The 13,499-nt window shown below is 59.1% G+C and carries 6 protein-coding genes and 1 tRNA gene; 4 read left to right on the forward strand and 3 right to left on the reverse strand.

The window, feature by feature from the left end; genetic code table 11:
* Positions 1-308: 308 nt before the first annotated feature.
* The 4 genes from dnaG (at position 309) to M2395_RS23345 (ending at position 8,149) form a co-directional block, all read left to right on the forward strand.
* Positions 309-2,282, forward strand: coding sequence for a DNA primase (gene dnaG, locus M2395_RS23330; RefSeq protein ID WP_123431048.1), 1,974 nt, complete (start codon positions 309-311; stop codon positions 2,280-2,282).
* 67 nt (positions 2,283-2,349) lie between these two features.
* The gene (gene rpoD, locus M2395_RS23335) at positions 2,350-4,197 is read left to right on the forward strand and encodes an RNA polymerase sigma factor RpoD (RefSeq protein WP_011063840.1); all 1,848 of its coding nucleotides are present in this window, start codon (positions 2,350-2,352) and stop codon (positions 4,195-4,197) included.
* A 116-nt stretch (positions 4,198-4,313) separates the two neighbouring features.
* Positions 4,314-8,057, forward strand: coding sequence for an EAL domain-containing protein (locus tag M2395_RS23340; RefSeq protein ID WP_011063841.1), 3,744 nt, complete (start codon positions 4,314-4,316; stop codon positions 8,055-8,057).
* A gap of 15 nt (positions 8,058-8,072) precedes the next feature.
* Positions 8,073-8,149 (forward strand) — tRNA-Ile (locus M2395_RS23345).
* 681 nt (positions 8,150-8,830) lie between these two features.
* On the opposite strand, the gene M2395_RS23350 is transcribed toward M2395_RS23345, so the two are convergent.
* From M2395_RS23350 to M2395_RS23360, 3 genes are all read right to left on the reverse strand, one after another.
* Positions 8,831-9,868, reverse strand: a complete 1,038-nt coding sequence (locus M2395_RS23350) for a fimbrial protein (protein ID WP_077934877.1) — start codon at positions 9,866-9,868, stop codon at positions 8,831-8,833.
* Between the two features lie 557 nt (positions 9,869-10,425).
* Entirely contained in the window at positions 10,426-10,731 is a 306-nt protein-coding gene (locus M2395_RS23355) for a hypothetical protein (protein ID WP_172621754.1), read from the reverse strand.
* A 218-nt stretch (positions 10,732-10,949) separates the two neighbouring features.
* Complete coding sequence (locus M2395_RS23360; RefSeq protein ID WP_019094517.1) at positions 10,950-13,325, reverse strand: glucose/quinate/shikimate family membrane-bound PQQ-dependent dehydrogenase; 2,376 nt, start codon at positions 13,323-13,325, stop codon at positions 10,950-10,952.
* Positions 13,326-13,499: the final 174 nt, after the last annotated feature.

Here is a 13,499-nt window from a genome sequence, read left to right on the forward strand (position 1 = left end):
TCCAAGGCTACTGACGAGCACACCCTTATCTGATTCCTACAGACGATCAGCCCAAGGCGCCCTTCTCCAGCGCCCGCTTAATGAGCTATCCGAGGCCAGCCCAAAGCCACTGTCGGACTCAGCGCAACACCTTCAAATAGTCGAATACTGATTGAAACTAACGTCAGTGGACGTTCGGCAGATACACTTCCCGACTGCGATCACGCCGAAAACCAGGGTCGAGCCGCGCAACCTCACGCTTGGCCGCCACCCGAACTTTCGACAGTGTCGCCAGGGCTATCTTTGCGCGCAGTGATGACGAGAACGCCATGGCCGGGCTTATTCCCCAGAGCTTTATTGACGACCTTCTGAACCGCACCGACATCGTCGATGTCGTCAGTTCGCGCCTGCAAATCAAGAAAGCCGGCAAGAACTACACCGCCTGCTGCCCCTTCCACAAGGAAAAGACTCCCTCCTTCAGCGTCAGCCCCGACAAGCAGTTCTACTACTGCTTTGGCTGCGGCGCAGGCGGGAACGCCCTCGGCTTCATCATGGACCACGACAACCTGGACTTTCCCCAGGCCGTCGAGGAACTGGCGAAGGCGGCTGGCATGGAAATCCCCCGCGAAGAGAGCAGCCGCGGCCAGCGCAAGCCTCGGCAACCCACCGACTCACCGCTGTATCCGCTGCTCACCGCCGCCGCCGACTACTACCGCCAGGCCCTGAAAAGCCATCCAGCGCGCAAGGCTGCGGTCGACTACCTGAAGGGGCGCGGCCTTACCGGCGAGATCGCCCGGGACTTCGGCCTGGGCTTCGCTCCGCCTGGCTGGGACAACCTGTTCAAACACCTGAGCAGCGACACCCTGCAGCAGAAAGCCATGATCGATGCCGGCCTGCTGATCGAGAACGCCGAGACCGGCAAGCGCTATGACCGCTTTCGCGACCGGGTAATGTTCCCGATCCGCGACACTCGCGGCCGAATCATCGCCTTCGGCGGCCGGGTTCTGGGGGACGACAAGCCCAAATACCTGAACTCTCCGGAGACCCCGGTCTTTCACAAGGGCCAGGAACTCTACGGCCTGTTTGAAGCCCGCAAGAACAACCGCAACCTCGACGAAATCATCGTTGTCGAGGGCTACATGGACGTCATCGCCCTGGCCCAGCAAGGCCTGCGCAACGCCGTGGCCACCCTGGGTACCGCCACCAGCGAAGAACACCTCAAGCGCCTGTTCCGCATCGTACCCAACGTACTGTTCTGCTTCGACGGTGACCAGGCTGGGCGCAAGGCCGCCTGGCGCGCCCTGGAGGCGACCCTGACCTGCTTGCAGGACGGGCGCCGCGCGCGCTTTCTGTTCCTTCCCGAAGGCGAAGATCCGGATACCCTGGTCCGCTCCGAAGGCACCGATGCCTTCCGCGCTCGAATCAACCAGCATGCACAACCGCTGGCCGATTACTTTTTCCAGCAACTGATCGATGAAGCCGATCCGCGCTCACTGGAAGGCAAGGCCCATCTGGCGACCCTGGCCGCGCCCCTGATCGAGAAAATCCCCGGGGCCAACCTGCGCACCCTGATGCGCCAGCGCCTGAGCGAAATCACCGGCCTGACCAACGAAACGGTCAACCAACTGGCCCACAGCGCACCGCCCGAAGCGCCACCCGCGTACGACGCAGGCATCGATTACGACGCGATGCCGGATTATGCCGACTACCATGAGCCGCACCAGGAGGCGTACGCCCCACAACAAGAGTGGAAGCCGAAGAAAAATGCCGGCGGCAAGAAATGGGAAAACAAACCCTGGGACAAGAACGGCAAGGGCAAGCGCCAGGGCGATCGCGACCAGCCACGCGGCCCGCGCATTCCCGCTGCAGTGGAACCGCCGACCCTTTCAGCCTTGCGCACTTTGCTGCATCACCCGCAATTGGCAGAAAAAGTTGAAGATGCCGGGCATTTTGCCGATGACGACAACACCAATACCCAGTTGCTGGTGGCTCTGATCGAAGCCGTGCAGAAAAATCCTAAGCTACGCTCTATTCATCAATTGATGGCGCGCTGGCACGGCACCCAGCAAGGGCATCTGCTCACCGCACTGGCGGAAAAAGAATGGCTGATCGACGGAGATAACCTTGAACAACAGTTTTTCGACACCATTAATAGCTTGTCAGCTCGCCAACGCGAGCGTGTTTTAGAGCAACTTCTCAGGAAATCGCGTCAAAGCGAGCTCAGCAGCGAAGAGAAAAAACAGCTGGTTGAGCTTCTAAAACGCAATGTTCCCGCATCAAACCCGACCTCAACTGGCGCGTGAGGTCATAGCTCGGGTATAATCCTCGGCTTGTTTTTTGCCCGCCAAGACCTTCAGTGGATAGGGTGTTATGTCCGGAAAAGCGCAACAGCAGTCTCGCCTCAAAGAGTTGATCAGCCGTGGACGTGAGCAGGGTTACCTGACTTACGCGGAGGTCAACGACCACCTGCCGGAGGATATTTCAGATCCGGAACAGGTGGAAGACATCATCCGCATGATCAACGACATGGGGATCAACGTATTCGAGAGTGCTCCGGATGCGGATGCCCTTTTGTTGGCCGAAGCCGATACCGACGAAGCAGCAGCTGAAGAAGCCGCCGCAGCGTTGGCGGCTGTGGAAACCGACATTGGTCGCACTACCGACCCAGTGCGCATGTACATGCGCGAAATGGGCACGGTAGAGCTGCTCACACGTGAAGGCGAAATCGAAATCGCCAAGCGTATCGAAGAGGGTATCCGTGAAGTGATGGGCGCAATCGCGCACTTCCCTGGCACGGTTGATCACATCCTCTCCGAGTACACTCGCGTCACCACCGAAGGTGGACGCCTGTCCGACGTTCTCAGCGGGTACATCGACCCGGATGACGGCATTACGCCGCCTGCCGCCGAAGTGCCGCCGCCTGTCGACACCAAGACCGCGAAAGCGGATGACGACAGCGAAGACGAAGAAGCGGAAGCGACCGAAGACGAAGAAGAAGCCGAAAGCGGTCCGGATCCGGTCATCGCCGCACAGCGCTTTGGCGCCGTCGCCGACCAGATGGAAGTCACCCGCAAGGCGCTGAAGAAACACGGCCGCGAGAACAAGCAAGCCATCGCCGAAATGCTGGCCCTGGCTGAACTGTTCATGCCGATCAAACTGGTTCCGAAGCAATTCGAAGGCCTGGTTGAACGTGTACGCAGTGCCCTGGATCGCCTGCGCCAGCAGGAACGCGCCATCATGCAGCTCTGCGTGCGTGATGCCCGCATGCCACGTGCCGACTTCCTGCGCCAGTTCCCGGGCAACGAAGTGGATGAAAGCTGGACCGACGCCCTGGCCAAAGGCAAGAGCAAGTACGCCGAAGCCATCGCCCGCCTGCAGCCAGACATCATCCGTTGCCAGCAGAAGCTGACCGCTCTTGAAGTCGAAACCGGCTTGAAGATCGCCGAGATCAAGGACATCAACCGTCGCATGTCGATCGGTGAGGCCAAGGCCCGCCGCGCGAAGAAAGAGATGGTTGAAGCCAACCTGCGTCTGGTGATCTCCATTGCCAAGAAGTACACCAACCGTGGCCTGCAGTTCCTCGACCTGATCCAGGAAGGCAACATCGGCTTGATGAAGGCGGTGGACAAGTTCGAATACCGTCGCGGCTACAAGTTCTCGACTTATGCCACCTGGTGGATCCGTCAGGCGATCACTCGCTCGATCGCCGACCAGGCCCGCACCATCCGTATTCCGGTGCACATGATCGAGACGATCAACAAGCTCAACCGTATTTCCCGGCAGATGCTGCAGGAAATGGGTCGCGAACCGACTCCGGAAGAGCTGGGCGAACGCATGGAAATGCCTGAGGACAAGATCCGCAAGGTATTGAAGATCGCCAAAGAGCCGATCTCCATGGAAACCCCGATCGGTGATGACGAAGACTCCCATCTGGGCGACTTCATCGAAGACTCGACCATGCAGTCGCCAATCGATGTCGCCACGGTTGAGAGCCTGAAGGAAGCAACTCGCGAAGTACTCTCCGGCCTCACTGCCCGTGAAGCCAAGGTACTGCGCATGCGCTTCGGCATCGACATGAATACCGACCATACCCTCGAGGAAGTCGGTAAGCAGTTCGATGTGACCCGTGAGCGGATCCGCCAGATCGAAGCCAAGGCGCTGCGCAAGCTGCGCCACCCGACGCGAAGCGAGCATCTGCGCTCCTTCCTCGACGAGTAAGCCCAAGACCCCCAGCCCAGCTGGGGGTTTTGCTTTTTGCAGCCCATCCTTCTTTCCTTCCCCGCCCCATAGCCGGTCTACACTCGAAACATTCCCCGTGCCATAACGAGACGGTTATGCCCAGACTGTCGGCCATGCTCCTGCTGGCGCTGCTCACCTGGACCGCAACGGCTGGCGCGCTGACTCTCACCGACGAAGAACGTAGCTGGCTCAAGACTCACCCGGAACTGCGCCTGGGTGTGGACGCTTCATGGCCGCCTTTCGAGTATCGGGATGAAGAAGGCCGCTATCAGGGCCTGGCCGCGGACTACATCCACCTGATCCAGGAACGCCTGTCCGTAAACCTCAAGCCCGTCGAGCCCGCCAGCTGGACCGCGGTGCTAGAGGACGCCAAGCAGGGCAAGCTGGACCTGCTGCCCGGGATCATGTCGACCCCCGAACGCCAGAGCTACATGGCCTTCACCCGGCCTTACCTGGACTTCCCCATCGTCATCCTCGCCCATGAAGGCGGCGCGCAACCCCACAACCTCAAGGAACTGTACGGTCTCAAGATAGCGGTGGTGGAAAACTACGCCCCTCACGAACTGTTGCGCACCCACCACCCGGACCTGAACCTGGTGGCCATGCCCAATGTCAGCTCGGCGCTGCAGGCCCTGGCCACCGATGAAGTGGACGCCGTGGTCGGCGACCTCGCCTCCAGTGTCTGGAGCCTGCGTCAGCTCAAGCTCGACGGTCTCTACGTCAGCGGCGAAACCCCCTATCGCTATCAGTTGGCGATGGGCGTCCCTCGGGAAAACAAGGTCCTGGTAAGCATTCTCGACAAGGTGCTCGCCGACCTCAGCCCCGAGGAAATCAGCACCATCCAGCAACACTGGGTGGGCAGCGTGCTCGACCACAGGACCTTCTGGTCGGATGTCCTGATGTATGGCCTGCCCGGTCTACTGCTGCTGGTGACCGTGCTGGCGGTGGTGATCCGTATCAACCGCCGCTTGAGCTCGGAAATTTCCCGGCGGGTCGCCCTGGAACAGGAACTGCGCAGCAGCGAATACCACTACCGCAGCCTGGTGGAAAGCCTGTCCGCGATTGCCTGGGAAGCGCGCATCAGCGACTTTACCTACAGCTATGTCTCGCCCCATGCCGAAGCCCTGCTGGGCTATCCCCTGGCCCATTGGCTGATTCCCGGTTTCTGGCGCAACATCATCCACCCCGCGGACCTGACCCGGGCCCAGGCCTTCTGCGACCACGAAGTGCAGGCCGGGCGGGATCACAGCCTCGATTACCGGGTGATCGCCGCCGACGGTCGCTGCCTCTGGGTGCGCGACATCGTCAGCCTGATCGAGCATGGCCACGAACCGGTGATGCGCGGGCTGATGATCGACATCAGCGAGACCAAGCACACCGAAGAGGCCCTGCGCCTGTCCGAACAGAAGTTCGCCTCGGTGTTCCAGCAATGTCCGGACATCCTGGTGATTGCCCGGCTGTCCGACGGCTGCCTGCTGGAAGTCAACAAGGCCTTCGAGGAGCAGATCGGCCTGAGCGCGCAAAGCGTGGTTGGCCAGACCGCCACCGAGCTCAATATCTGGGGCATCCCCGGGGTCGGGCCGGGGCTGCTGCAACGCTTGCAGGCCGGCAGCATCCGCAATCTGGAAATGCCCTTTCGCCGGCATAACGGCCAGTTGTTCACCGGCCTGATCTCCGCCGAGCCCTTCGACCTCGACACCACGCCAGCGCTGGTGGTAGTGGTACGCGACATCAGCCAACTCAAGGAGACCCAGCAACAACTGCAGACCTCCGAGGAGAAATTCGCCAAGGCCTTCCATGCCTCCCCCGATGGCCTGCTGCTGACCCGTCAGCGCGACGGGCTACTGATCGAGGTCAACGAAGGCTTCAGTCGCATCACCGGCTTCAACAGCGCCATGTCGCTGGACCGCTCGACCCTGGACCTGGGCATCTGGGTCAATCTCAATGAGCGCAAGCAGATGCTCGACCTGCTGCAGCGCGATGGTTTCGTCCGCGACTTCAACTGCCATATCAGGCGCAACGATGGCCAGATCCGCCTCTGCGAGCTGTCGAGCCGGCCACTGCCCATCGGCGGTGACGACTGCATGCTGACCATCGCCCGGGACATCACAGACCGACGCCTGATGCAGGAGAAGCTGCAACAGGCGGCGACCGTATTCGAAAGCACGGCCGAAGGCGTGATGATCACCGATACCCAGCAGCGCATCAGCGCAGTCAATCGCGCCTTCAGCGAAATCACCGGCTACAGCGAACGCGAAGCCCTGGGCCACACTCCGCGCCTGCTTGCCTCGGGCCTGCATGACAGCGCCTTCTACGCCGCGATGTGGCATCAGTTGACCCTGGAGGGCCACTGGCAGGGTGAGATCTCCAACAGGCGCAAGAACGGTGAGCTTTATCCCAACTGGCTGACCATCAATGCGGTGCGCAACCGGGAAAACCAGATCACCCATTTCGTCGCGGTGTTCGCCGATATTTCCAGCCTCAAGCACGCCCAGGCGCGGCTCGACTACCAGGCTCACCACGACCCCCTGACCGGCCTGCCGAATCGCACCCTGTTCGAAAGCCGGCTGCTTAGTGCCCTCAATAGCCAACAGGACAACGGCAGCCAGGGCGCGGTGCTGTTCCTCGACCTGGACCGGTTCAAGCACATCAACGACAGCCTCGGCCACCCGGTGGGCGACCTGCTGCTCAAGGGCATCGCCGTGCGTCTGAAGGAACAGCTGAGGGATATCGACACCGTGGCCCGCCTGGGTGGCGACGAATTCATCATCCTGCTGCCGGGCCTGCACCAGGCCAGCGATGCCGATCACATCGCCACCAAGCTGCTGAACTGCTTTACCGCCCCCTTCCAGGCCGGCGAACACGAGTTTTTCATCAGCGCGAGCATCGGCACCAGCCTGTACCCCAAGGACGGCTGCGATGTCGCCACCCTGATCAAGAACGCCGACGCCGCCATGTATCGCTCCAAGGCCAAGGGCCGCAACCGCGTGGAGCGCTACACCCGCGACCTGACCGCCCAGGCCAGCGAACGGGTAGCCCTGGAGCACGAGCTGCGGCGAGCCATAGAGCGCAACGAACTGTCACTGTATTTCCAACCCAAGATCAGCCTCAGCAACCACGAGCTGGTGGGCGCCGAAGCCCTGATCCGCTGGCATCACCCCACTTTCGGCGATGTGCCCCCAGAGCACTTCATTCCCCTGGCCGAAGAAAACGGCATGATCCTGCTGATCGGCGACTGGGTACTGGAACAGGCCTGCCTGCAACTCAACAACTGGAACCGGCGCTTTGAGGATTTCGGCCCGCTGTCGGTGAACCTCGCCGGCGCCCAGTTGCGCCAGCCCAACCTGCTGGGGCGCATCGAGCAACTGCTGCGCGACTATGACCTGCAGCCCGGAATGCTACAGCTGGAGATCACCGAGAATTTCATCATGAGCCAGGCCGAAGAAGCCCTGGAAGTGCTGCATCAGCTCAAGCGCCTGGGCGTGCAACTGGCCATCGACGACTTCGGCACCGGCTACTCGTCCCTCAGCTACCTCAAGCGCCTGCCCCTGGACTTTCTCAAGATCGACCAGTCCTTTGTCCGCGGGCTGCCGGACGACCCCCACGACGTGGCGATTGTCCGCGCCATCATCGCCCTGGGGCGCAGCATGCAGTTCACGGTGATTGCCGAAGGCGTGGAGAACCAGGAGCAGCAGACCTTCCTCACCCTGGAAGGCTGCGAACAGATCCAGGGTTATATCGTCAGCCTGCCCCTTGAAGCCGAGGAGTTCTGTACGACCTTCCTGCGAATCCGAGTTTCCGATTTTTCGGATAGCACAGCCGAGAAACCATCGCTATAATCCGGCGCCTACTGAGGGCCTATAGCTCAGTTGGTTAGAGCAGAGGACTCATAATCCTTTGGTCCACGGTTCAAGTCCGTGTGGGCCCACCAAACAAGAAAGCCGCGCAATGCGCGGCTTTCGCTTTTCTGAATCGTTCAACAAATAGCCCCCTTTCCTTTCCACCCACACAAGCTCAGTTAACCCTGGACAGGGTTGGTATAGACCCTAGAAGCCCCTTCTGCCCTCATCGCCGACCGCCGATACATACAGACAACTTCTACTGCCATAGCGCAACTTCATCAGTTGCGCGGAGAGTTAAACCTCCACTAAAGACGTGCGGCGGATACTGGTCTGACGCGAACTGGCGGCGACCCTGACCGATCCGCCGCTCCTGAATCTGAAGCACGTCGTTCTGTGAGACGTCCAGATCCTGGCGCATGGTCAGAGCCTGCAAGCGCCAAACAGCTGGATCCGATCTAAGGACGTGAATCTATTCAAGATTGTTTGCAATACGCTCACCCCACTGGCGGGTATGAACACTCAACTCGCCGAGCATATTCATTAGCAGGCCCTGCCGCCGAGCAATGCTAATGCACTCAAATATACTCATGCGATTCCAAGCTTTAAAAAGTCAACGGACAACAAAACAATTAACATCACATTATCGACCAACTACAAGAGAGAGCCTAAATAGATATATCAATCAGCCAGAACGTTACAATTCAACAATCAAATATCAACGCAAAAATACCATCATGCATACCCATACAGCATTTACATCGCATTCACAATTAAAGCGAACTTATTATCAGCGTAAGCACCACCTGAATTCTTCCTGCTTCAATATTTTTAAAATCGCGCTCTAACCTAGCCAAAAAGTGGTGCGTTATTCTTTCTCCGCTCAGGCTATAATCACCACCTCTCATCAAATAAGATTTATTTAAATCAATCATTTTCCCCTTAGCATTTGCCACTGTGATCAATATGCCTTTGGCGCACCCCTCGCATCGGTCATTTTCCAGCCTTCCATCTGTTCGTATATTTTTCGACTGAAAATGGAAACTGGCAACGCTGTTGAATTCTTCGGCTGCGCTTTGGCTGCCACAACTCCCAAGCGTAAGATCAAATTTCTTTTCTACCATGCCGCCATCTGCAAGGTGATATGGATTCACTCCTTCGAAGTCAACTGTTTTGTTTGCGTCAACCATTCGGCAGTCTGCTACCAGCAGTTTGGCGGTTGAATAAAATGCATAGTTTCCCCAAATATTGCTATTGGTTGTACCTTTCCAGTATGAGGAGATATAGCTACTCGGAGGCAGTCGCAGCTCATGTAACCCTGGCCCGAGGGAGGTTCTCGGCTTGGTTTTAATGAACTCCACTGCTTGATCCAATGAGACCGCGTAGTACCCGCCTTTTTTTGGCTGGACCAGGAAAACTTCGTCCCAATGGTCACATGGTATGGCTCTACCATAAGCCGATCTATATCGCACTCCAACTCCATCAATCGGCGTACTGCAAATGTTCCCAGGCTCGCCTGTACCAGGACCAACTTGCAGACTAAAGCCCAACTTTCCGTAAGGTTCTTCTACAGCGTTACATGTCACGGCACCCACCAGCGCTGCGGTTCCGAGAACACCTCCAACTTCCACCTCAGAGAAAGGGCGTAAGTATCCGAGCTTAAAAGATATAGAGTTACTACCCAACTCCGCTCCGGAGTTACAGTAATTATTTCGATAATCCGCACTTACGAAACCGGAATAGATCACACAAACAAAAAATATTACAAGATAGCTCCGAAAAAAACTGTAACCGCCTAAATAGCTAATCATGACTTCATCGCCCTAGTCGCTTGAAAAACTCACCTCTTAAAATTCTATTTCATTCAAACCGACCACGATCTAAGGCAATTCTTAAAAAACACGCCTAAAGACAGATTTTCGGAGGTGGGACACACCTTGAACAAGTTAAATTCTTAGTGAGTGATACGGCACCCTGAAAACAAATAGAGCGCCCAAAAATTCGTATCTATCGACAAGATCGAATTTCCAACTGTGAAACATCCGACCGACCAAATCACAGTTACTTAATGACGGGGAGGTAGTAGTGGGCGATAAACCTCCATCTGCAAGCCTCCGCTCTCCGATGGACACTTTTTAAGGCAGCCACCGATGATAATCCGTATAGGTATACATTAGTAACCACACATAAATCGGATGTAGAAAGCATTCCCCCGCTCGCCGACGAGTTCTGCACTCACTTTTTTGCCCATCTCAAGATCGCGGCGCGTACCGACTGCAGAGGCGGCGGGGCGTATGTCTCGAAGCCCACCAAACACAAAATCCATGCAATGCGCAGCTCTGTGTTATTGCTTGAAAAGCAAACCTCATCAAGTCTTGGTCCGATAGCGCTCTTTCAACATGGGGCGAATCTTCAGGCGATCTTCCGGCGCCCACTCCCACACGGTTTCCAGTTCTTCGGTGACGGTTTGCACACTGATTCCCGGAAGCAGGACGACGAAGGTATTCCTTTGCAGACAGTGCAATTCTGCACGGCCTGCGCCAGGTGCATCCCCCTCCCTCTCCTGAAGGCTTTCATAGAAGGCCAGGGCCTCGACCACCGTGTGGAAATGCTCGACCGCATCCTGAAAGCCTGAAAGAGACAGCCTGTACGTCATGCCGAAATCCATATTCATTCCCACTATTTCGGGACCTGGAAAAGGCGGCTTTTTTAGCAAAATGCCCACAAACAGTATCTAAGACAGTTCTTATTTACACTCCCCTGCAGGCAACCACCAACGCCCTCCCGGAACATGCCCCGCCTTCCCCAAATCGCACGGGGCTGAAGCCCGTTGCCTGCGCCCATGAAAAAGCCGCGCATTGCGCGGCTTTTCATGGTGTTGCCAGGCTGCGCTTATTTCTTGGGCAACGCGTAAGCAATCACGTAGTCGCCACGATCCGTCGACTGCCGCGCACCGCCAGCGGTGAGCAGGATGTACTGGCGACCGGTCTTGGGCGACACGTAGGTCATGGGGCCCGACTGGCTGCCCACGGGCAGGCGCGCTTTCCAGATCTCATTGCCATTGCCGGTATCGAAGGCCCGCAGGTAGAAATCCTGGGTACCGGCGAAGAACAGCAGGCCGGATTGGGTAGCCAGGGACGCGCCCAGGGTCGGCATGCCAATCGGGATCGGCAGGTGCATGCGGATCCCCAGCGGGCCGGTGTCCTGCACGGTACCCACCGGCACTTGCCACACCAGCTTGCGGGTCTTCAGGTCGATGGCCGACATGGTACCGAACGGCGGCTTCTGGCAGGGAATGCCCGCCGCCGAGAGGAAGCGCTGGCGCATGGCGCCGAACGGCGTGCCTTCCTGGGGCACCACGCCCATCTCGATGCCACTGGCACCAGCGGCGATCTGGTCCCGGGGAATCATGTAGTTGGCCAGGCCCAGACGCATGTCGTTGACGAACATGTAGTTGCTGGTGGGGTCCACCGACACGCTGCCCCAGTTCATGCCGCCCAGGGAGCCCGGAAACTGCAACGCATGATCCAGGCCCGGCGGGGTGTACACACCCTCATGGCGCATGCCCTTGAACTGGATACGGCACATCAGCTGGTCGAAGGGGGTCGCGCCCCACATGTCGGACTCGGTCAGGGTCTGGTTGCCGATCGACGGCATTTCCACCGAGAACGGCTGGGTCGGCGAGTACCGCTCGCCCGGCACATTGCCCTGGGGCACGGGGCGCTCTTCCACCCGGGCAATCGGCTTGCCGGTCTCACGGTTGAGCAGGAATATCTCGCCCTGCTTGGTGACCTGGGCCAGCGCCGGCTGTACACCGCCCTTGTCGTCCGGAATGTCGTACAACAGCGGCTGTGCCGGCAGGTCGAAGTCCCAGAGATCGTGATGGGTGGTCTGGAAGTGCCAGCGAACCTGGCCGGTCTTCACGTCGATGGCGACGATGGAGGAGTTCCACTTGTCGTCGAACTCGGTGCGCTGGCCGCCGAAGAAATCCGGGGTGGCGTTGCCAGTGGGCAGGTACACCAGGCCCAGCTTGGCGTCATAGGACATTGCCGACCAGACGTTGGGCGTGCCACGGGTGTAGGTTTCACCCGCCGGCGGGCGCTTGGTGGTGGCCGGGTTGCCCGGGTCCCAGGCCCACATCAGCTCGCCGCTGCGCACATCGAAAGCCCGAACCACGCCCGGCGGTTCGCCGGTGGAGAAGTTGTCCGCCACCCGGCCGCCGACGATCACTACGGTGCCCGCCACCAACGGTGTCGAAGTCTGCTGGTAGTAGCCCGGCTTGATCTCACCCATGTCGGTTTTCAGATCGACCGTGCCCTGGTTGCCAAAGTCTTCACAGGGCTTGCCGGTTTCAGCGTTGATCGCGATCAGGCGCGCATCACCGGTCGGCAGGAACAGGCGCTTGGTGCAGGCCGCCGGAGCAGCAGGCGCCGAAGCATCGGCTACCGGGGTGGCAGAGGCGTCGAAATAACCCAGGCCGCGGCAGCGCTGCCAGTTTGGCGCGTAGCCCTGCGGGTCGAACTTCCAGCGCTCGGCGCCAGTGTCGGCGTCCAGGGCGAACACCTTGCCGTAGGCGGTGCAGGTGTAGACGGTATCGCCGATCTGCAGGGGTGTGTTCTGGTCTTCGGCACCAGCGCCGTTGCTTTCGGGCAGGTCACCGGTGCGGAAGGTCCAGGCCACCTGCAACTGGTCGATGTTGCCCTTGTTGATCTGGTCCAGTGCGGCGAAGCGGTTGCCCGCAGTGGTATTGCCCCAGTGGGCCCAGTCTTTCTGTTCCGTCCCGGGAGCCACCGGCTGGACCGCTGGCACCTTATCCGCCTTGACCACATGGGTCGGCACGAACATGTAGGCCAGGGTCGCGACCACACCGATCCCCAACAGCCCAGCCAGGCCATAGGCACCGCGCCCGGCATGGGCTCCGGAGGCGCGCACCAGGGTCGGGTAGATCAGCGCCACCACGAGGCCGATCACGGCGAAGGTCAGTACCCGCGAGACCAGCGGCCAGTATTCCAGGCCCGCATCCCAGACCGCCCAGATCGCCGTCAGCACCAGGGCCACCCCATACAGCCAGGCACCACGCGGGTTGCGCCGCGCGATCAGCAGCCCGGACACCAGCATCGCCAGGCCCATCAACAGGAAATAGGCACTGCCGCCCAGGCTCAGGAGGTAACCCCCGCCTGCGGCCAGGCCCAGCCCGATCAGGGCAATCAGGATACCCAGCCCCCCGAGCAACCATTTGCTGCCGGCGGCAGCCCCCGTGTTTTTCATCTTAAAAACTCTCCCATCTTCAAAACCTGACGGCGAGAATGTACTAACCAGTTACTTATGACAATCTGTCGCAGGTCATTTGTTTCAAAAAAATTCCCGACTTGCAGAGCGTAGCTGTCGCTTGCGCCATGTTCTCCGGGAGCTGCGGCGGGTGTTCACGGGAGCCTGTAACAT

The organism is Pseudomonas sp. BIGb0176 (assembly GCF_024810175.1).
Lineage (GTDB): Bacteria > Pseudomonadota > Gammaproteobacteria > Pseudomonadales > Pseudomonadaceae > Aquipseudomonas > Aquipseudomonas protegens.

Excerpts from the sequence above, each read along its gene's own strand:
- dnaG (WP_123431048.1), top strand. The coding sequence starts at position 309 with ATGGCCGGGCTTATTCCCCAGAGCTTTATTGACGACCTTCTGAACCGC.
- rpoD (WP_011063840.1), top strand. The coding sequence starts at position 2,350 with ATGTCCGGAAAAGCGCAACAGCAGTCTCGCCTCAAAGAGTTGATCAGC.
- M2395_RS23340 (WP_011063841.1), top strand. The coding sequence starts at position 4,314 with ATGCCCAGACTGTCGGCCATGCTCCTGCTGGCGCTGCTCACCTGGACC.
- M2395_RS23350 (WP_077934877.1), bottom strand. The coding sequence starts at position 9,868 with ATGATTAGCTATTTAGGCGGTTACAGTTTTTTTCGGAGCTATCTTGTA.
- M2395_RS23355 (WP_172621754.1), bottom strand. The coding sequence starts at position 10,731 with ATGAATATGGATTTCGGCATGACGTACAGGCTGTCTCTTTCAGGCTTT.
- M2395_RS23360 (WP_019094517.1), bottom strand. The coding sequence starts at position 13,325 with ATGAAAAACACGGGGGCTGCCGCCGGCAGCAAATGGTTGCTCGGGGGG.